At 57.1% G+C, this 18,864-nt stretch carries 19 protein-coding genes; 11 read left to right on the top strand and 8 right to left on the bottom strand.

Translation table 11 applies throughout. From position 1 onward, the window contains the following. Positions 1–4 precede the first annotated feature (4 nt). The 5 genes from mnmG to hemE form a co-directional block, all read right to left on the bottom strand. Complete coding sequence (mnmG, locus tag ASE04_RS01950; RefSeq protein WP_056811064.1) at positions 5–1,867, bottom strand: tRNA uridine-5-carboxymethylaminomethyl(34) synthesis enzyme MnmG; 1,863 nt, start codon at positions 1,865–1,867, stop codon at positions 5–7. A gap of 108 nt (positions 1,868–1,975) precedes the next feature. Next, positions 1,976–3,289 (bottom strand): tRNA uridine-5-carboxymethylaminomethyl(34) synthesis GTPase MnmE, encoded by a 1,314-nt coding sequence (mnmE, locus tag ASE04_RS01955; RefSeq protein ID WP_056811067.1) that lies wholly within the window; start codon positions 3,287–3,289, stop codon positions 1,976–1,978. 116 nt (positions 3,290–3,405) lie between these two features. Further along, entirely contained in the window at positions 3,406–4,671 is a 1,266-nt protein-coding gene (gene rho, locus ASE04_RS01960; protein ID WP_156408679.1) for a transcription termination factor Rho, read from the bottom strand. 185 nt (positions 4,672–4,856) lie between these two features. Continuing rightward, positions 4,857–5,393 carry a protoporphyrinogen oxidase HemJ gene (hemJ, locus tag ASE04_RS01965; protein WP_056811069.1) on the bottom strand — a complete coding sequence of 179 codons (537 nt, stop codon included), beginning with the start codon at positions 5,391–5,393 and terminating at the stop codon, positions 4,857–4,859. Next, positions 5,393–6,421, bottom strand: a complete 1,029-nt coding sequence (gene hemE / locus ASE04_RS01970) for a uroporphyrinogen decarboxylase (RefSeq protein WP_443216837.1) — start codon at positions 6,419–6,421, stop codon at positions 5,393–5,395. Before hemE ends, hemJ begins: the two co-directional genes overlap by 1 nt. A gap of 410 nt (positions 6,422–6,831) precedes the next feature. Here hemE and ASE04_RS01975 point away from each other — a divergent pair, with 410 nt between their 5' ends. From ASE04_RS01975 to dnaQ, 5 genes are read left to right on the top strand one after another with little or no spacing between them, the layout of a single operon-like run. Beyond that, a complete protein-coding gene (locus tag ASE04_RS01975) occupies positions 6,832–7,653 on the top strand; it encodes a pyruvate, water dikinase regulatory protein (RefSeq protein WP_056811074.1) in 822 nt (273 codons plus the stop codon). A 29-nt stretch (positions 7,654–7,682) separates the two neighbouring features. Next, on the top strand, positions 7,683–8,282 hold the full coding sequence (locus ASE04_RS01980; protein WP_056811078.1) for a Maf-like protein: 600 nt from the start codon (positions 7,683–7,685) through the stop codon (positions 8,280–8,282). Further along, positions 8,275–9,132, top strand: coding sequence for a shikimate dehydrogenase (locus ASE04_RS01985; RefSeq protein WP_056811081.1), 858 nt, complete (start codon positions 8,275–8,277; stop codon positions 9,130–9,132). Before ASE04_RS01980 ends, ASE04_RS01985 begins: the two co-directional genes overlap by 8 nt. After that, positions 9,132–9,743, top strand: a complete 612-nt coding sequence (gene coaE, locus ASE04_RS01990; protein WP_056811085.1) for a dephospho-CoA kinase — start codon at positions 9,132–9,134, stop codon at positions 9,741–9,743. Before ASE04_RS01985 ends, coaE begins: the two co-directional genes overlap by 1 nt. Continuing rightward, positions 9,736–10,449: a DNA polymerase III subunit epsilon gene (gene dnaQ / locus ASE04_RS01995; RefSeq protein WP_056811087.1), complete on the top strand. Its 714-nt coding sequence runs from the start codon at positions 9,736–9,738 to the stop codon at positions 10,447–10,449. The genes coaE and dnaQ overlap by 8 nt, the downstream gene beginning before the upstream one ends. A 46-nt stretch (positions 10,450–10,495) precedes the next feature. Here dnaQ and secB read toward each other — a convergent pair whose 3' ends face one another. Both secB and ASE04_RS02005 read right to left on the bottom strand, forming a co-directional pair. Beyond that, a complete protein-coding gene (gene secB, locus ASE04_RS02000; RefSeq protein WP_056811090.1) occupies positions 10,496–10,972 on the bottom strand; it encodes a protein-export chaperone SecB in 477 nt (158 codons plus the stop codon). 89 nt (positions 10,973–11,061) lie between these two features. Then, positions 11,062–11,553: an FxsA family protein gene (locus ASE04_RS02005; protein ID WP_056811093.1), complete on the bottom strand. Its 492-nt coding sequence runs from the start codon at positions 11,551–11,553 to the stop codon at positions 11,062–11,064. A 127-nt stretch (positions 11,554–11,680) separates the two neighbouring features. On the opposite strand from ASE04_RS02005, the gene ASE04_RS02010 reads away from it, so the two are divergent. From ASE04_RS02010 to gyrB, 5 genes are all read left to right on the top strand, one after another. Continuing rightward, positions 11,681–12,385 (top strand): Tim44/TimA family putative adaptor protein, encoded by a 705-nt coding sequence (locus ASE04_RS02010; protein WP_056811095.1) that lies wholly within the window; start codon positions 11,681–11,683, stop codon positions 12,383–12,385. After that, complete coding sequence (gene mltA / locus ASE04_RS02015; RefSeq protein WP_056811098.1) at positions 12,378–13,496, top strand: murein transglycosylase A; 1,119 nt, start codon at positions 12,378–12,380, stop codon at positions 13,494–13,496. Before ASE04_RS02010 ends, mltA begins: the two co-directional genes overlap by 8 nt. Then, entirely contained in the window at positions 13,496–14,074 is a 579-nt protein-coding gene (locus ASE04_RS02020) for a Smr/MutS family protein (RefSeq protein WP_056811101.1), read from the top strand. The genes mltA and ASE04_RS02020 overlap by 1 nt, the downstream gene beginning before the upstream one ends. Further along, positions 14,071–14,448: a helix-turn-helix domain-containing protein gene (locus tag ASE04_RS02025; RefSeq protein ID WP_056811103.1), complete on the top strand. Its 378-nt coding sequence runs from the start codon at positions 14,071–14,073 to the stop codon at positions 14,446–14,448. Before ASE04_RS02020 ends, ASE04_RS02025 begins: the two co-directional genes overlap by 4 nt. Before the next feature lie 131 nt (positions 14,449–14,579). After that, positions 14,580–17,015 (top strand): DNA topoisomerase (ATP-hydrolyzing) subunit B, encoded by a 2,436-nt coding sequence (gene gyrB / locus ASE04_RS02030; protein ID WP_056811106.1) that lies wholly within the window; start codon positions 14,580–14,582, stop codon positions 17,013–17,015. Between the two features lie 62 nt (positions 17,016–17,077). On the opposite strand, the gene ASE04_RS02035 is transcribed toward gyrB, so the two are convergent. Continuing rightward, positions 17,078–17,671: a nitroreductase family protein gene (locus ASE04_RS02035; RefSeq protein ID WP_056811110.1), complete on the bottom strand. Its 594-nt coding sequence runs from the start codon at positions 17,669–17,671 to the stop codon at positions 17,078–17,080. Between the two features lie 210 nt (positions 17,672–17,881). Here ASE04_RS02035 and ASE04_RS02040 point away from each other — a divergent pair, with 210 nt between their 5' ends. Then, complete coding sequence (locus ASE04_RS02040) at positions 17,882–18,835, top strand: glutathione S-transferase family protein (protein ID WP_056811113.1); 954 nt, start codon at positions 17,882–17,884, stop codon at positions 18,833–18,835. The last annotated feature ends 29 nt before the right edge of the window (positions 18,836–18,864 follow it).

The following is an 18,864-nucleotide window of genomic DNA, read 5'->3' on the forward strand; positions in this document are numbered from 1 at the left end:
TCGTCTAAGCCGCATTCTCGGCTCGGCGGAGGTGAACGAGCAGCAACGAGACGGCTGCAGGCGTCATCCCGTCAATGCGGGTCGCCTGCGCAATGTCATATGGCCTGGCCATACTAAGCTTGTGCTTAAGCTCGTTCGACAATCCAGACAAACCATCAAAGTCGAAATCTGCAGGAATAGTCCTGTCCTCATCCCGCTTGATGTGCCGAATATCAGCTGACTGGCGCTCCATATAGACGGCATAACTCGCCTCAATTTCCAATGCCTCGCCGATCGGCCGCTCAATCTCGTTCAGCGTGGGCCAGACTGATGAAAGGACATCGAGCGAGAAATCTGGATACGCCAGCAGTTCGTATGCCGTGCGGCGTTGCCCATCCAAATTGAGCCTCAGGCCGGCGCGTCGCGCTTCATTCGGCGTAACGGCCAACGACTTCAGTTCATCCCGAAACGCCGAGAGTTTGTTCTCGTAACGTGAGAAGCGCTCGGCTCGCTCCTGCGACGCCAGCCCTATCTTAATCGCCAATGGAGTAAGCCGCACATCCGCATTGTCCGCTCGCAGCGACAATCGGTATTCGGCGCGAGACGTGAACATCCGATAGGGCTCGGCAACACCGCGCGATGTGAGATCATCGATCATAACGCCAATATAGGAATCGGTTCGGCTGAACCGGATCGCTTCCTGGTCACCGGCCAGGCGCGCCGCATTCAGTCCGGCGACTAGGCCTTGAGCCGCGGCTTCCTCGTAACCGGTCGTGCCATTGATCTGCCCAGCCAGGAAAAGACCATTCATCTTCTTGACTTCAAGAGAGGGCTTCAGTTCGCGCGGATCGACATGGTCATACTCGATCGCATAACCGTGCTGGAGCACCTCAACGTGTTCGAGCCCGGGAACCGTTCGTATGAACGCGTCCTGGATTTCGGCGGGGAGGGAGGTCGAGATGCCGTTTGGATAGACAGTGTCGTCATCCAACCCTTCCGGCTCCAAGAAAATCTGGTGCCCATCGCGCTCGCCGAACTTGACCAGTTTATCTTCGATCGAGGGGCAATAGCGAGGTCCAACGCCTTCAATCTGGCCGGAATACATTGCAGAGCGCTTCAAATTGTCGACGATGATGCGATGAGTCGCATCGGTGGTACGAGTCACGCCGCATTCGATCTGCGTATTTGTAATTCGATCGGTCATGAAAGAGAACGGGACAGCGTCCACATCCGCGCCCTGACGCCCCACGGACGCCCAGTCGATCGTCTTGCCATTCAATCGCGCCGGCGTCCCGGTCTTGAGTCGACCAAGCCGCAGACCGAGACCGAGCAACGTCTGCGACAAGCCCAAACTTGGCTCTTCGCCCACGCGACCCGCAGGGATCTTCTTGTCCCCGATATGGATCAAGCCGCGGAGGAAAGTGCCTGTCGTCAGGACGACGGCTCCACAGGAGAGCCTCCGGCTATCTTTCATAACAACAGCGGCGACGCGTTCATCGCGTATATCGACGTCGTGGGCGTCACCCTCGACAATCGTCAGATTTGGTATCGATTCGATCGCCGCCAACATCGCCAAACGATAGAGCTTGCGATCCGCCTGCGTCCGAGGGCCGCGAACTGCAGGTCCCTTCTTCCGATTAAGCATACGGAACTGGATGCCACCGAGATCGGCAACGCGGCCCATCAAGCCGTCGAGTGCATCCACTTCGCGAACGAGATGCCCTTTACCCAGGCCGCCGATTGCCGGGTTACACGACATCACCCCGATCGTATCTTTTCGGTGAGTGACGAGAGCTGTCCTCGCGCCCAGGCGTGCAGAAGCGGCCGCAGCTTCGCAGCCAGCATGTCCGCCACCGATGACGATGACATCGAACTGGGACGTGGTCATTCTAGAACTCCTGAGATGACCCCGGTCATGAGGGATGTGCTCTCGCGAGTCAAGACGTTTCACGTGAAACGTCGGATTTTAAACACGGCGCTATGTGTTTCACGTGAATCATTTGCCGATGCAGAACTCACCGAAGATTACGTCCAAAAGGTTCTCGACATCGACACGACCGGTGACGCGGCCAAGTGCATCCGAAGCCACTCTCAGATCCTCGGCCCGCAGGTCCAGTGGCCTTTCGGAATCCAATAGCGCCGCTCTTACTGCCCTTAAACATTCCGTAAGCGAATCTTTATGTCGTCGGCGATTCGGAATCGCCAGCGATTGAACGCGCACCTTGGATTCAAGCGCGGTCGTCATCAGCTGTATCAGCTCCGACAGACCTTCGCCGGTCTCAACAGAGATCACTACGTCGTACGTTCCATGGCTTGAGGGTTGAAGATCCCCCTTTGTCCCGATACGCAGCGCGCCGGCGGGGCCATCGTGGACCCGCGCAACAGCCGAGCTATCCTCAAGATAGAGCACAAGATCAGCCTTTGCGATCTCTTGACGGGCGCGCCTTATGCCCTCGCGTTCAACCACCTCTTCAGTATCCCGCAGGCCAGCGGTGTCCGAGAGTCGGACAAGGTATCCATCGATATTCAGGTCTGTACTCAGGACGTCGCGTGTCGTGCCGGCTATGTCAGTAACGATTGCCACGTCGCGGCGGACGAGAGCATTCATCAGGCTCGACTTGCCGGCGTTCGGTTCCCCCGCAATCACCACCTTGAATCCGTCGCGAATGATCTCACCCGCCTCCGCGTCGCGCAGATGTTGATCAAGTTCAGTCGACAGCAGTTCCATGTCGTCCCATACCTGATCGGAAACCGATCCTGGGACATCGTCCTCGTCCGCGAAATCGAGCTCCGCCTCGATCAACGCGCGTCCACGGGTAAGACGATTGGCCCAAGCGCCATAGAGCGCAGACAATCCGCCACTGCTATGCTCGACTGCCAGCCGACGCTGCATTTCCGTCTCGGCCGAAATAAGATCCGCCAGCCCCTCAACCTCAACCAAGTCCATTCGGCCGTTAGCGAAGGCCCGCCGTGAAAACTCCCCAGCCAACGCCTGGCGCGTCTTCGGAAATGTACTCAGCTCCCGGCACAGCGCGTCGACGACTGCGCGGCCGCCATGGAGGTGGAATTCAACGACATCCTCACCGGTAAACGAGGCCGGGCCGGGAAAGAGCAATACGAGGCCGGAATCAATTGCAAGATCATTACGAGTCCGAATCGTCCGCAGCGTCGCTTGCCGCGGGGTAGGCAGGAGGCCCGCAAGTCCTATCGTCAATTCTCGAACGGTCGGACCACTTACCCGCACGACCGCAACGCCTGCCGGCACGGAGCCGCTGGTCAGCGCATAGATTGTATCGTTGAATTCAGCCATCGGTGCACCTGTTCGGTTCGATACCGAATCAATCCGGCGCCAACAAGTATGGCGCTGTAAAAATAGAAAAGCCGACCACTAGCGTGATCGGCCTTACCTACGGAATCCGGCTAATGTTAGGTATTCATCGACTCGAAGAAATCGCCGTTGTTCTTCGTCTGCTTTAATTTGTCGATCAGGAACTCGATCGCATCGGTCGTTCCCATCGGCGCGAGGATGCGTCGCAGCACGAAGATTTTCTGGAGATCCTGCCGCGGAACCAGCAAGTCCTCTTTACGCGTGCCAGACTTGAGAATATCCATCGCCGGGAAGATGCGCTTGTCGGCGACCTTACGATCGAGCACGACTTCCGAGTTACCGGTACCCTTGAACTCTTCGAAAATCACTTCGTCCATTCGGCTGCCGGTGTCGATCAGCGCCGTTGCGATGATCGTCAACGAACCGCCTTCTTCGATGTTACGCGCGGCGCCGAAGAAGCGCTTGGGACGCTGCAGAGCGTTCGCATCGACACCACCGGTCAAGACCTTACCGGAGGAGGGGATAACAGTGTTATAAGCACGGCCGAGACGGGTGATGGAATCCAGCAGGATGACAACGTCGCGGCCGTGTTCCACGAGACGCTTCGCCTTTTCGATCACCATTTCGGCAACCTGGACGTGGCGAACTGCGGGCTCGTCGAACGTCGACGAAACAACTTCGCCACGAACTGACCGCTGCATGTCAGTCACTTCTTCGGGACGCTCATCGATCAGAAGCACGATCAGATAGCATTCCGGATGGTTTGCGGTGATCGAATGCGCGATATTCTGCAACAGCACCGTCTTACCGGTACGCGGCGGAGCTACGATCAGTCCACGCTGACCTTTGCCCAACGGCGCAACCAGATCGATGACGCGCGGCGAGAGATCCTTCGTCGTCGGAACTTCGAGCTCCATCTTGAAGCGTTCGTTCGGATAGAGCGGCGTCAGGTTGTCGAAGTGAACCTTGTGACGGATCTTTTCAGGATCGTCGAAGTTGATCGTATTGACCTTCAGCAGCGCGAAATAACGCTCGCCTTCCTTCGGACCCCGGATCGGACCTTCGACGGTATCGCCTGTCTTCAACGAGAAGCGGCGGATTTGCGATGGTGAGATGTAGATGTCGTCAGGGCCAGGCAGGTAGTTCGCATTGGCCGACCGCAGGAATCCGAAACCATCCTGGAGCACTTCAACGACGCCTTCGCCGATGATTTCCACATCCTGGCTCGCCAGAACCTTGAGTATCGCAAACATCAATTCCTGCTTGCGCATCGTGCTCGCGTTTTCGACTTCAAGTGATTCGGCGAACGCCAACAAATCTGTCGGGGATTTACTCTTAAGTTCCTGAAGCTTCATTTCAGCCATGAAGTGACCAATACTCTATATTTTCAAGGGAGAAGGCGATGTTGAAGGCAGTAATCGGCCCTGCGATAAAGCTCGCAGGCGATTGAACTTTACATACACGCCACAAGGATGAGGTGACGGGAAAATAGCTGCTAAGGTGCCCCGCCGCAAGGGGGCGGCTTAAAATGAAATAAATTTAACCCGGTTCAGAACGGCTTCACGACGACAAGGATAACGATCGCGATCATGAGGAGCGTCGGCGCTTCGTTCATGAACCGCCAGTACCGGGCCGAATGACGGTTCTCGTCGCGGGCAAAGGCCTTCACCGCACGGCTGAAGACGACGTGCACGACCGTCATGAGAACGACAAGACCGATCTTTGCATGCAGCCAACCGCCCTGAAAATCGTAAACGGACCAGGCGAGGTAAAGGCCAAGAATCCAGCTGATCATCATCGCCGGATTCATAATCACTTTCAGAAGCCTCTGTTCCATGACCTTGAATGTCTCCGACTGCACCGAGCCCGGCTCCGCGTCGGTGTGGTAGATGAAAAGCCGTGGCATGTAAAACAGCCCGGCCATCCAGGAGATCACTGCGATAATGTGAAGCGCCTTGATCCAGAGATAGAGGGTATCCGGGTTCCAGGCGAATAGTCCGACGGCAAGCAGGAGGAAAAAGAGAATGGCAAAATGGGCGCGCCTGCGTGCGTAGGTACCCGGCCTCTCATCGGTCTGGCGCTCCATCAGAGACCCTTTCCGCCCCGCACCCGCTCGACGAGCAGCCGGACGTTCTCGGGATCCGCCTGTGGCGTAATTCCATGCCCGAGATTGAAGATCAGCGGGCCGTTACCCAGACGCTGAAGAATGCGATCAATCCCTTCGGTCAGAGAAGAGCCGCCAGCGACAACGCGCATTGGGTCGAGGTTTCCCTGTACCGGTCCATCCTTCTGCAGCTCAGCGGCGAAACCAAGCGGGACAGACCAATCGAGCCCGATCGCGTCCGCATTCGTCGCCTGCCGGTAGTTCTTCAGGAGATAACCAGCCCCCTTCGCAAACGCGATGACACGCGCCTGTGGTCGCCGCGACTTGATCGAGGCGATCATGCGGGCAACCGGACGGACAGCGAATGCCTCGAACTCATGCTCGCCGAGGACGCCAGCCCAGGAATCGAAAATCTGCACGGCGTCGGCGCCGGCATCGATCTGCGCAACCAGATAGTCGGCCGAGATATCGGCAAGCACCATCAGCAACTTTTCGAACGCTTTCGGATTCCGATAGGCGAAGAGCCGGGCAGGCGCCTGATCGGGTGTGCCATGTCCAGCGATCATATAGGTCGCCACGGTCCACGGAGCTCCGCAGAAGCCGAGCAAGGTCGTCTCGCCCGGCAGCTCTTCCCTCAGTCGACGAACCGTTTCCAGAACCGGCTTCAGATAGTCGATCACATTGGTTGGATCGAGTGCGTCAATCCCGTCGACATCGATCGGATCCATCTCGGGACCATGTCCTTCGGTGAACCGCACATTTCGCTTCATTGCATCGGGAATGACGAGGATGTCTGAGAACAGGATCGCTGCATCGAAGCCATACCGACGAATAGGCTGAAGCGTCACTTCGACTGCATAGTCAGGCGAATAACAGAGATCCAGGAAGCTTCCTGCCTGTGCGCGCGTCTGACGGTATTCGGGAAGGTATCGCCCAGCCTGACGCATTAGCCAGATCGGAGGCGGAGCCAGAGTCTCTCCCTCTAGAACCCGCATTATTCTCCGCTGCATCTCGCTCAAGCGCTTCTTCCCTATAAAAATACAAAGATATTTAAAAGGTTTCTATTTCTTAGAGTCGGTGACTATCAAGGATTAAAATCCATCCACGGCCGATACGAATTGTCACGCATCGATGGATTTCGACGATGATCGAATCCTGGTATCGCTAGGATATCGGGGAGCGATCTGGAATATCTCATAGTTACAGAGAGATAGGATCAAGTGCACTGCCGCCGTCTTTGTGGAAAAGCTGTGCATAGAATCCAACATCTGCTCTTCTTCCACAGCATCCACAGCCTGCCGAAAACGCGCTGTCGGAAATTCGAAATGTGGAAAAGTAGGCATGTTTTCCCTTGCCTTACCGACCCGCCGGCCCTTACCTCTCAGTCATCCAGTCTTATCAACAGGTAGCGGAAAATATCGTGGAGAACAGGCCGAACTTCTTCCATCTCCATCTGATTTCTGACTCAACCGGAGAGACTCTGATATCCGCCGGCCGGGCTGCTTCTGCTCAATTCAAGTCGGCGCAACCCGTCGAACATGTTTATCCGCTGATCCGTAACCGAAAGCAGTTGCTGACGGTGCTGCAGGCTATCGACAAGGAGCCTGGTATCGTTCTCTACACGATCGTCGATCGCGAGCTGGCGACATTGGTCGATGAGCGATGTGTCGAAATGGGTGTCGCATCGGTGAATGTGCTCGAGCCTGTCATCAATGCCTTCCAGATCTATCTTGGCGCCCCGTCGCGCCGGCGGGTCGGCGCACAGCATGTGATGAACGCCGGATACTTCGCGCGCATCGAAGCGTTGAACTTCACGATGGATCACGATGATGGACAGATGCCGGATGATTATAATGAGGCGGATGTCGTCATAATTGGCATCAGTCGCACATCGAAGACGCCGACCAGCATTTATCTGGCGAACCGGGGGATCAAGACGGCGAACATCCCGATCGTCAGTGGTGTGCCATTGCCTGAGAGTTTGCTGGCCGCGTCGAGACCTTTGATTGTCTGTCTTATCGCGACGACCGACCGCATTTCTCAGGTCCGGGAAAATCGCGTGCTTGGTGCGACCTCCGGATTTGATCGGGGCGACTATACCGACCGCGCTGCGATCTCCGAGGAGCTGAAATATGCGCGCTCCATTTGTGCAAGACACAATTGGCCGATGATCGATGTGACCAGGCGATCGATCGAAGAGACGGCCGCCGCAATCGTTGCCCTCCGGCCAAAGCTACGCTAAGCGCAAAGCAAAATCTGTATCGAGGTTCCATGACGTCTGAGCTCATTCTCGCATCCTCCAGTCCCTTCCGTCGCATGCTCATGCAGAATGCCGGTTTGACCTTCGATGCCCATGCTGCGGATATCGACGAGCGGGCGATCGGACAGCCGCTGGAAGAAGGCGGTGCCACGCCTGATGAGGTGGCACTGGAACTCGCCAAGGCGAAGGCAAAAGAGGTCAGCGATCGCTTCCCGACAGCTCTCGTGATCGGCTCCGACCAGACAATGTCCCTCGGAAAGCAAACATTTCACAAGCCGATGGATATGGCGGCTGCCGCCGATCATCTCACTTCCTTGTCGGGAAAAACCCACCGCCTCAATAGCGCCATCGCGCTTGCCTATGCGGGCGAAGTCGTATGGGAACACATCTCGACTGCTGACCTTACAATGCGTCCGCTGACTTCGGACTTTATTACAAGACATCTCGAGCGTGTCGGTGCGAAGGCTCTTACGAGTGTCGGCGCCTATCAACTAGAGGGGGAGGGGCTGCAGCTTTTCTCCCGCGTGGACGGCGATTACTTCACGATTGTCGGCCTGCCGATGTTACCGCTTTTGGAAGAATTGAGATCTCGTGGTGCTATTGATGGATGATTCACGTGAAACAGTCGGCCCTCAGGCCTTCGTGGCGGGCTTTCCCGTCAATCATTCGCGATCACCTCTCATCCACGGTTACTGGCTGAATACCCTCAAACTGCCGGGAAACTATCGCGCACGTGAAATCGCGCCCGCTGACTTTGGGCAGTTCGTCCAATCACTGAAAGCCGGCGAGGAGCCTTACGTCGGCGGCAACGTGACAATTCCTCACAAGGAAATCGCTTTCCAGCTTGCGGATGATCCGGACGACCTTTCGCAAGAACTCGGCGCGGCAAATACACTTTGGCTCGAAGACGGCAGGTTGAAGGCGACAAACACCGACGGACGGGGCTTCACCGCTAACCTCGATGAGCGCCATCCCGGCTGGGATAACGCAGAGGTCGCCATTGTATTCGGCGCCGGCGGCGCCAGCCGCGCCATCATTCAGGCGGTTCGTGATCGTGGCTTCAAGGAAATCCGCGTCGTCAATCGAACGGTCGACCGTGCCAGGGAACTAGCGGATCGCTTCGGCTCGACGGTAACGGCCCATCCGGTGCAGGCGCTGCGAGAAATCATGACCGGCGCCGGTCTCTTCATCAACACTACGTCGCTTGGAATGGATGGGGACGAAGCGCCACATATTGATTTCTCTCCATTGCGAGACGGCGCCGTCGTGACCGACATCGTCTATGTGCCTCTCAAGACGCCCTTCCTGCTTCAGGCGCAGAACCAGGGGTTTGCCATTGTCGATGGACTAGGCATGCTCCTGCACCAGGCAGTTCCGGGTTTCGAGAAATGGTTCGGTCAACGGCCGGTCGTTGACGAGCATCTGCGCGACCTGATTATCGTGGACATGGAAAAGCATTGATGCTGCGCGTTGGGCTGACCGGTTCCATCGGAATGGGAAAATCGACGATGGCGAAATTCTTCGCCGATGCCGGCGTGCCTGTGAATGATTCAGATGCGGTGGTCCACCAGCTTTACGCAGGCGAAGCCGCACCGTTGGTCGATGCCGTTTTTCCTGGAACGATGAAGAATGGCGCTATCGATCGACAGGAGCTGTCTCGCCAGCTGTCTTCACAGAGTGAAGGCTTCAAAAAGCTTGAGAGCATAATTCACCCGCTTGTTCGGAAACGGGAGCAGCAGTTTATCGAACAAGAACAGGCCAAAGGGCCCGAGATCGTCCTCCTCGATATTCCGCTTCTTTTTGAGACTGGCGCCGAGAAGAGAGTCGATGTCGTCGTTGTTGTTTCGTGTGATCCACAGATTCAGCGTCAGCGGGTGCTTGCGCGTCCGAACATGACAGAAGAAAAATTCAATATGATTCTGTCGCGGCAAACGCCGGACGCCATCAAACGAGAACGAGCCGATTACCTCATCGATACGGGTGGCACCCTGGAAGCCTCGAAGCAAAGAGTTGCCGAGATTGTTGAGGATTTGAAGCGCCGGCTTCGCAGTGGAGAATTTCAGCATGCGTGAGATCATTTTCGATACGGAAACGACCGGTCTGGATAGTCGTATCGACCGCGTGATCGAAATTGGTGGAATCGAACTCCTCAACCACTTTCCGACCGGCAGGACGTTGCATCTCTATATAAACCCCGGCGATCAGAAGATTCATCCTGATGCGCTCGCGGTTCACGGGATCACGGACGAGTCCCTCAAGGACAAGCCCCCATTTTCCGCAGTTGTCGATCAGATCCTGGAGTTCTTCGGAGATGGCCGCTGGATCGCACACAACGCGACCTTCGATATGGGCTTTATGAATGCTGAGCTTGCGCGTTTGGGATTGCCGCCAATTCTGCCGGAGCGCGTAACGGATACGCTTTCGCTCGCAAGGCGCAAAAACCCAATGGGCCCGAATTCGCTGGACGCTTTGTGCCGACGCTACGGCATCGACAACTCTCACCGCACAAAACACGGCGCACTTCTTGACTCCGAATTGCTGGCGGAAGTCTATATCGAGATGATCGGGGGTCGTCAGACCGCGCTCGGTCTCGGTATTGCACAGAGCAACGGCGCGGCATCGAATGATGGCGACCTGGCAGATATCGTGATCGAGGTCATCGATAGACCGAGGCTACTGGCCTCCCGCCTAAGTGAGGTGGAAGCCACGGCACACGATGCGTTGATCGCGAAGCTCGGAACCAAGGGTATTTGGGCAAAATACGATCGCCCAAACTAAAAAGCCCGGGCTGACCCGGGCTTTCGACTTAATCCTGCGGAAGATATCAGTTCGTCTGAACCTTGGCGCGAGCCTGTTCTTCGGCAACACGCTGGGCAAACATCTGAGAAAAATCGATCGGGTCGATCATCAGCGGAGGGAAGCCGCCGTTGCGCGTTACGTCAGCAACGATCTGACGTGCGAACGGGAAGAGCATGCGCGGGCATTCGATGAAAAGAACCGGCAGCATGTGCTCCTGGGGGAACCCGGCAATCCGGAAAACACCACCATAGACGAGTTCAGCCTGGAAAACCGTCTTGTCGCCTTCCTTGGCTTCCGCGCTCAGCGACAGAACGACATCGAAGTCGTTGTCGGAAAGCGGGTTGGCGTTGACGTTCACCGCGATGTTGATCGCAGGGGCCTTGTCACGAGATTGCAACGAACGTGGAGCACCGGGATTTTCGAAAGAAAGATCCTTGGTGTACTGGGCTAGGATCGTAAGGCTTGGGCTGGTCGCACCGTTATTGCTGTCTTCGTTGGCCATTGGCTTTTCCTCGAGGGCACTGGATTGAGCCGCATCTATCATTTCGGCGGTTTCCTTACAACCCTGAGGCCGAGCAACCGATAAGCGTGTCAATCACCAAGATGCTTGGACCACGGGGACTGACCAGAAGGCTCGCGTCGATAGTCGTCCGCATCTAGGTCGACAACATTTGCGCCGTTTCGACCGCGTTGCGTTCCAGGTCCTGCGTTGGCCGAACGACCGACCACGACGAATCGACCACTGACATATTTCCAGGCGCGTTCACGCACGAACGGGATGAACAGAAGCAACGCGACGAGATCTGTGATGAAGCCTGGGATGATCAGGAGGATGGAGGCAATGACAAGCATTGCCGGGCGCAGAAGGTCGCGCCCCGGAACAACCCCGCTTCGCCCTTCCGCCGACATGCGTCTGAGAATGCCAATTCCCTGCTGCCGCAGAATTGCCAGTCCGCCGAAAAAGCCCAGGATAACCAGGGCCAGCGTCGCCCATAATCCGATTGCTTTGCCGACAACCACAAATCCGGCAATCTCGGCAAGCGGCAGCAAAAGCAGGAAACCTGGCAACATTGTTAGGCGCATATCTCCTTCCGGCGTTCCGGCCGGACTCCTTTAGGGCGATCTGCGGCGCAGACCTATTTGAATCATCTGTATATGCAGACTATATGGGTATAGAAATCAGGGATGTTAACGGCGGTTTTGGTAGGATATGGGTTCAAACGACTTCATTACATTGTTTTTCCTGGTGGCGGCGGTGCTGATTTTCCTTCAGCTGCGTAGCGTGCTCGGTCGTCGCACAGGCAATGAGAAGCCGCCGCGGGATCTTTATACGCCGCGCGATGCGGCTGGCCCGGAAACGCCTGATGGCGGGAAGGTTGTCACCTTGCCGCGTCGCGATTCGGCTGTAGAAGATGAAGACCGCTTTGCAGCCATCGATACGTTCGCACCGGCCGGCACGCCGCTCAATGATTCGCTCCGCGAGATGAACAAGATTGATGCCTCCTTCAATCCGAAGGAATTCGTCAACGGCGCGCGCATGGCTTACGAGATGATTGTGACGGCCTTTGCCGATGGGGATCGGAAGACGCTCAAGAATCTTCTTTCGCGTGAAGTCTATGATGGCTTCGATACCGCTATCTCAGAACGTGAAGCGCGGGGAGAGAAGGTCAAATCCACCTTCGTCGGCATCGAAAAAGCCGATATCAAGACCGTTGAGGTCAAGGATAGCGAGGCGCAGATAACCATGCGCATCGCCAGCCAGTTGATTTCCGTGACCTACGACAAGGACGAGAAGCTGATTGACGGTGACGCCGAGAACGTAGCCGACGTCAACGATCTCTGGACCTTCGCGCGCGACACAAGATCGCGTGATCCGAACTGGAAACTGGTGGCGACCGAATCGGAACATGAGTGAAAGTTCGACGAGCTTTACCCTCGAGGAAGTAAGCTTCGAAGCACTGAAAGGCTGGCAGGACGACGATCCTTCCGGCCTTTTTGCAGTTATGGAGCACTGCTGCCGCTATATAACGGAGGTCAAACCCTACCGAACCGGCTCACTTGGCCTGACATCAGACGATCTTCTAAGCCTTCGCGCCGCCATCGCCGATGCCAAACATGTTTCCGCCTCCGAGGCGCGGGTATTCTTCGAACAGAATTTCCGGCCTTTCCTGGTGAGGCGGGCCGACGGCAAGCGCGGTTTCGTGACCGCTTTTTACGAGCCGGAAGTCGCCGTTTCCGATGAGCCGGATGAAGAGTATCGCTTTCCCTTCTACCGCCGCCCCGATGATCTCGTTGATGTGGACGATGCGAACCGACCAGCCACGCTCGATGCGAGTTACGCATTCGCGCAATTGTCGGGCGGGGCGATCGGTCCGTATCCCGACCGCAAGGCGATCGATCAGGGTGCGCTTCACGGAAAATTGCTTGAAATCGCTTGGGCGAAATCAAAGGCCGATGTTTTCTTCACGCACGTCCAGGGATCGGCCAGGCTTCGTCACCGTGATGGGCGGCGCGGTCGGATAACCTACGCCGCCAAAGCCGGGCATCCGTTTTCCGCCATCGGCAAGCTGCTGATCGAACGGGGTGAGATCGAACCTTCGCAAATCTCGATGCAATCCATCAGAGCCTGGCTAGCCGCGCATCCCGGCCAGATGGATGAGGTGCTGTGGCATAATCGATCATACATTTTCTTCCGTGAGGTTCCGTTCGGAGATGCAAACGAGGGGCCGATCGCTGCCGCCAAGGTGCCACTCGTCGCCGGCCGTTCGCTGGCCGTCGATCGAAATATCCATACGTTCGGCTTCCCCTTTTTCATCCGGTCGGAGAGCCTTCGCCATCTGGGCGGGGGGAAATCGTTCGGTCGCCTGATGCTTGCTCTGGATACGGGATCGGCAATCGTCGGCCCGGCACGCGGAGATATATTCACAGGCTCGGGCGACATCGCCGGTGAACTCGCAGGAACGGTGCGCCATGATGCGGACTTCTTCATCTTGATCCCGGCGAACGCCGCCGCGAGGTTCGTCTGATGGTGAAGGACCGCAAACTCAGTACGGACGAGCGGATCTTGTGGGGGAAGGTTGCTAGAAGTATCCGCCCGATGCAGGGCATGGCAGGTGTTCGGGACGAATTGGATGCGCTGTTGAATGAGACTGAGCAACAAGCCTCAGCCTCGACCGAGAAACGCGTTGGTGCTGATCCTCGTCCGACCGGCACGAGTGCCCCGCAGACCGCCGAGGCGGCGAAGAAGACGCCCTCAGGCATGCACCATCCGTTTGAGCGGCCGGTAAAGCGTAAGATCGCAAACGGGCGTGTCGCTCTGGAGGCTCGTATCGACCTTCACGGGTTGGTTCAAAGCGAAGCCCATCTCATCCTCCTCGACTTCCTAATCCATGCACACACGCGGGGTATGCGGCATGTGCTGGTCATCACCGGCAAGGGCAGTTCGCTCGGGAGCGACGGAGCGTTGCGGCGCGCGGTGCCGCTTTGGTTTTCCAAAGCGGAATTCCGCTACCTTATCTCGTCATACGAGACGGCAGCGCGCCATCATGGAGGGGAGGGTGCGTTGTATATCAGGCTAGCGCGCCGCCCCGGAGAGGCGTCATGACGCCCTTTGGGGAAGCTGTCCGACGTCTGCGGTTGCGGAAGGGGGTTTCGCAAAAGCAGATGGCAGCAGCGCTCAATCTTTCGCCGGCTTACCTTTCGGCGTTGGAACATGGGAAGCGGGGATTGCCGACATTCGACTTACTTCAGCGCATTGCCGGCTATTTCAACATCATCTGGGATGAAGCCGAAGAATTGTTTCTTCTTGCCCGGTTTTCCGACCCCAGGGTGGTGATCGATACCTCGGGTTTGTCGGCCGAACACACGGCTTTCGCGAACCGCCTCGCGCTCTGCATAGGTGATATCGACGAATCACTGTTGACAAAACTGACGGGGCTTTTGGAAATTGCCGAAAAAGCGCACGGAAAACGGTCATAATCCCCTGATTTATGCGCTCGGGAAACACCGCAGCATTGGGAACTCAGCCCAAAAACCCTATATTCTGATCTGAATAAGGCCGGTGATTCGCAAGGGCATCAGGCTTTGGTAACAGGGAAATTCTCGACAATATGACCGATACCTCCGCGACGGAAAACGGCGTCAGCACTGAATATGGCGCAGACTCCATCAAAGTCCTCAAGGGACTGGATGCCGTGCGCAAACGCCCGGGTATGTATATTGGCGATACGGACGACGGATCGGGCCTGCATCACATGGTCTACGAAGTCGTGGACAATGCGATCGACGAGGCTCTCGCGGGACACGCCGACATCGTTACGGTGACGCTGAACCCCGACGGATCGGTAACGGTAACCGACAACGGCCGCGGCATCCCGACGGATATTCACACTGGCGAGGGCGTATCGGCGGCTGAAGTCATCATGACGCAGCTCCACGCCGGCGGTAAATTCGACCAGAACTCCTACAAGGTTTCCGGCGGTCTGCATGGCGTCGGCGTCTCGGTGGTCAACGCGCTTTCCGTATGGCTGAAGCTCAAGATCCGCCGTCAAGGCAAGGTCCATGAAATGACCTTCACGCACGGCGTTGCGGATGCACCGTTGAAGGTCATTGGCGACGCAGGCGGCGAGACCGGCACCGAAGTCAGCTTCATGCCGAGCACCGAGACCTTCACGATGACGGAGTTCGACTATGGAACTCTCGAGCATCGTCTGCGGGAGCTTGCCTTCTTGAATTCCGGCGTGCGCATTCGCCTGACCGACAAGCGGCACTCGGATGTTCGCCAGGAAGAGATGCTCTATGACGGCGGCCTCGAGGCCTTCGTGGCCTATCTCGATCGTGCGAAGAAGCCGCTGGTCGAAAAGCCGATCTCGATCCACGGCGAGAAGGATGGCATGACCGTCGAGGTGGCGATGTGGTGGAACGACAGCTACCACGAAAACGTCCTGTGCTTCACCAACAATATTCCGCAGCGCGACGGCGGCACGCATATGGCCGGCTTCCGCGCGGCACTGACGCGCCAGATTACGTCCTATGCCGATACTTCGGGGATCACGAAGAGGGAAAAGGTAACGTTGGCGCCGGACGACTGCCGTGAAGGTCTGACGGCCGTTCTGTCCGTAAAGGTACCGGATCCGAAGTTCTCGTCGCAGACGAAGGACAAGCTGGTTTCGTCGGAAGTACGGCCGGTCGTCGAGCGTCTCGTTAATGAAGCGCTTGGAACCTGGCTGGAAGAACATCCCTCCGAGGCAAAGGTTCTCGTTGGGAAGGTTGCCGAGGCTGCGGCCGCCCGCGAAGCAGCACGCAAGGCGCGTGAACTGACCCGCCGCAAGGGAGCTCTCGATATCGCTTCGCTCCCCGGCAAGCTTGCCGATTGCTCGGAGCGTGATCCCGCGAAATCGGAAGTCTTTTTGGTCGAGGGTGATTCCGCTGGTGGTTCGGCCAAGCAGGGACGCTCGCGCGAAAACCAGGCTATCCTGCCGTTGCGCGGTAAGATCCTGAACGTTGAGCGCGCCCGTTTCGACAAGATGCTGTCGAGCCAGGAAATCGGCACGCTTATTACCGCGCTTGGAACCGGCATCGGCAAAGACGAGTTCAATGCCGAGAAGTTGCGATACCACAAGATCATCATCATGACGGACGCTGACGTCGATGGCGCCCATATCCGGACCTTGCTGCTGACCTTCTTCTTCCGGCAGATGCCCGAACTGATCGAGCGTGGGCACCTCTATATTGCGCAGCCACCTCTCTATAAGGTCTCGCGCGGCAAATCGATCCAGTATCTGAAGAACGAGAAAGCGCTTGAGGATTACCTGATTGCGCAGGGTCTTGACGATGCTGCTTTGAAGCTCGGTAGTGGAGAAGTGCGCGTCCGCCAGGATCTAGGCGAAGTGATTGGCGATGCTCTGCGTCTTCGCGCGCTCCTCGACAATCTCCACTCGCGCTACAATCGCGCGGTCGTTGAGCAGGCAGCGATTGCCGGTGCGCTGAACGCCGAAGCGGTCAGCGATCGCGCTCGTGCCGAACAGCTGGTTGGTGAGGTCGCAAGGCGGCTCGATCTGATCGCTGAAGAAACCGAACGTGGATGGGAGGGTAGCCTGACCAGTGATGGTGGTCTGCGCCTCGAGCGCATGGTGCGCGGCGTCAAGGAAGCGGTTGTGCTGGATATGGCACTTATCGGCTCGCAGGATGCCCGCCACATCGACCAGATTTCGGTACGCCTCAAGGAAATCTACGTCACGCCGCCGTCTCTGACACGGCGCGAAGGCAGCCTGGATATTTCCGGCCCGAGAGCTCTGCTTGATGCCATTTTTGCAAGCGGCCGCAAGGGTTTGACGATGCAGCGTTATAAGGGTCTCGGCGAAATGAACGCCGAGCAGCTCTGGGAAACCACGCTCGACCCGAATGTTCGCTCTCTTCTGCAGGTAAAAGTGCATGACGCAACGGATGCGGACGGTCTTTTTGCCCGCCTCATGGGCGACGAAGTGGAACCGCGGCGCGAGTTCATCCAGGACAACGCGTTGAGTGTTGCGAACTTGGATATCTAGGCATTCAAAACAACTGTCTGGAAACCCCGCTCCAATCGGCGCGGGGTTTTTTATTTGATCATTTAGTCGGCGACGAATTTGCCACGGAAAGCCACGTCCGAAAGTGGCTTGCGCTGGCTTGGAAATTCACGCTCCTGATTGCGTGGGGACAACACGCTCTTGTCCGCAAGCCGTCCAAACGCGATGCCGGCCTCCACGCGGTAGCCTTCCGGGATAACAAAGGTTTGCTGAATTTCTTCGTGTTTGATGCCGCCCATACCGTGGGCATAAAAGCCGGAAAACTTCGCCTGTAACGCGAGATATCCCCAGGCCGTGCCGGCATCGAATGAATGCGTATAGCTTTTCCGTCCTTCGGCAAAATCGCCGCTGAAACCCTTGGAAACGACGAAGATCAGTGCCGACGCGCTCTTCGCCCATTCCTGATTGGCTTCCACCAGCAAACTGACGAATTTTTCCCAGTCATCCGACCCTTGCAGCGCGTAGATGAAACGCCAAGGCTGCTGGTTCGCCGACGAGGGGGCCCAGTGCGCCGCGTCGAGGACGGCTAACACTTGCTCCTCGGCGATCACTTCGCCGGTAAACGCCCGCGGCGACCACCGATCGAGGAATATGGGTTCGATTGGATAAGGGGATTCGCGATTGTTGCTGTTGGTCATGGCTTTTCCACGCTGTTGAACTGAGACCTGCTGGCGAGATCGCCGCAGACTTTGGGGACGCGGCTCACAGTCTTAGGCGCCTCGCATGAAGCTTGGCAAGCAACCGGTGACTTCCATGATCCGTGCACAGTCTGTTTCAATAAATGTGTCCTCCCGCGCGCCCGAAAGAAAGCTAAGTATTGCCGAAATCGGTAATCTAGGGAGAGTGCCTTGCTCGTGAACGGTAGATGGACGGAAGACTGGCAACCGGTCCAGGCGAAGGATGAGAAGGGCGGCTTCGTTCGCCAGACATCAAGCTTCCGCAATTGGGTCACGCCCGACGGTGCCGCCGGTCCGACAGGTGACTCCGGCTTCAAGGCCGAGGCAGGTCGCTATCATCTCTACGTCGCCTACATCTGCCCTTGGGCTTCGCGAACGCTGATGGGCCGAAAGCTGAAGGGGCTGGAGTCTGCCATCTCGGTTTCCGTGGTCGAGCCTGCGCTGACGAAGCAAGGCTGGCGGTTCGGCGATTATCCGGGGGCGACGCAAGATCACATACAAGGTGCCACCTATCTGCACCAGATCTACACCAGCACCGCACCGAGCTTTACCGGTAGGGCGACGGTGCCCGTTCTGTGGGATAAGCAGTCGCAGACGATCGTAAACAACGAGTCGGCCGACATCCTGCGAATGATGAACGAGGGCTTCGGCGATCTTGCCCGCAATCCGATCGATCTCTACCCGGCCGCCCGTCGCGCCGAGATCGATTTTTTCAACGAACGGATCTACCCGAGCCTCAACAATGGCGTCTATCGAGCAGGTTTCGCGACAACGCAGATTGCCTACGAGGAGGCATTCGCCGGTGTATTCGAGACCCTTGATTGGGTCGAAAACGAACTCGGCGACCGGTCATTCCTGTTTGCCGACCATCCAACGGAAAGCGATGTCCGGCTTTTTGTGACACTCGTGCGCTTCGATGTCGCTTATCACGGCCTGTTCAAATGCAATCTGCGCCGCCTTGCCGACTATACAAACCTTCGTAGCTTCTGCCGCCGTATGCTCGATTGGCCGGGTGTCGCGGAAACCGTCAACTTCGATCACATAAAGCGTGGATACTATTCGATCGAAAGCCTGAACCCCACGAGGATCGTTCCCGTCGGACCCGATCTCGCTGAAATTTTCTGACGCACCGTACCGCTTCCGAAGGAAGCCAT

Origin of the sequence: Rhizobium sp. Root708 (assembly GCF_001429725.1) — a bacterium.
GTDB lineage: Bacteria > Pseudomonadota > Alphaproteobacteria > Rhizobiales > Rhizobiaceae > Rhizobium.

Bases quoted from the DNA above. Each gene is read 5' to 3' on its own strand.
- ASE04_RS02020 (WP_056811101.1), top strand. From the start codon at position 13,496: ATGGTGAAGGACCGCAAACTCAGTACGGACGAGCGGATCTTGTGGGGG.
- rho (WP_156408679.1), bottom strand. From the start codon at position 4,671: ATGGCTGAAATGAAGCTTCAGGAACTTAAGAGTAAATCCCCGACAGAT.
- dnaQ (WP_056811087.1), top strand. From the start codon at position 9,736: ATGCGTGAGATCATTTTCGATACGGAAACGACCGGTCTGGATAGTCGT.
- ASE04_RS02035 (WP_056811110.1), bottom strand. From the start codon at position 17,671: ATGACCAACAGCAACAATCGCGAATCCCCTTATCCAATCGAACCCATA.
- ASE04_RS02005 (WP_056811093.1), bottom strand. From the start codon at position 11,553: ATGCGCCTAACAATGTTGCCAGGTTTCCTGCTTTTGCTGCCGCTTGCC.
- hemE (WP_443216837.1), bottom strand. From the start codon at position 6,421: ATGCAGCGGAGAATAATGCGGGTTCTAGAGGGAGAGACTCTGGCTCCG.
- secB (WP_056811090.1), bottom strand. From the start codon at position 10,972: ATGGCCAACGAAGACAGCAATAACGGTGCGACCAGCCCAAGCCTTACG.
- gyrB (WP_056811106.1), top strand. From the start codon at position 14,580: ATGACCGATACCTCCGCGACGGAAAACGGCGTCAGCACTGAATATGGC.
- mnmE (WP_056811067.1), bottom strand. From the start codon at position 3,289: ATGGCTGAATTCAACGATACAATCTATGCGCTGACCAGCGGCTCCGTG.
- hemJ (WP_056811069.1), bottom strand. From the start codon at position 5,393: ATGGAGCGCCAGACCGATGAGAGGCCGGGTACCTACGCACGCAGGCGC.
- coaE (WP_056811085.1), top strand. From the start codon at position 9,132: ATGCTGCGCGTTGGGCTGACCGGTTCCATCGGAATGGGAAAATCGACG.
- mltA (WP_056811098.1), top strand. From the start codon at position 12,378: ATGAGTGAAAGTTCGACGAGCTTTACCCTCGAGGAAGTAAGCTTCGAA.
- ASE04_RS01980 (WP_056811078.1), top strand. From the start codon at position 7,683: ATGACGTCTGAGCTCATTCTCGCATCCTCCAGTCCCTTCCGTCGCATG.
- ASE04_RS02025 (WP_056811103.1), top strand. From the start codon at position 14,071: ATGACGCCCTTTGGGGAAGCTGTCCGACGTCTGCGGTTGCGGAAGGGG.
- mnmG (WP_056811064.1), bottom strand. From the start codon at position 1,867: ATGACCACGTCCCAGTTCGATGTCATCGTCATCGGTGGCGGACATGCT.
- ASE04_RS01985 (WP_056811081.1), top strand. From the start codon at position 8,275: ATGGATGATTCACGTGAAACAGTCGGCCCTCAGGCCTTCGTGGCGGGC.
- ASE04_RS02010 (WP_056811095.1), top strand. From the start codon at position 11,681: ATGGGTTCAAACGACTTCATTACATTGTTTTTCCTGGTGGCGGCGGTG.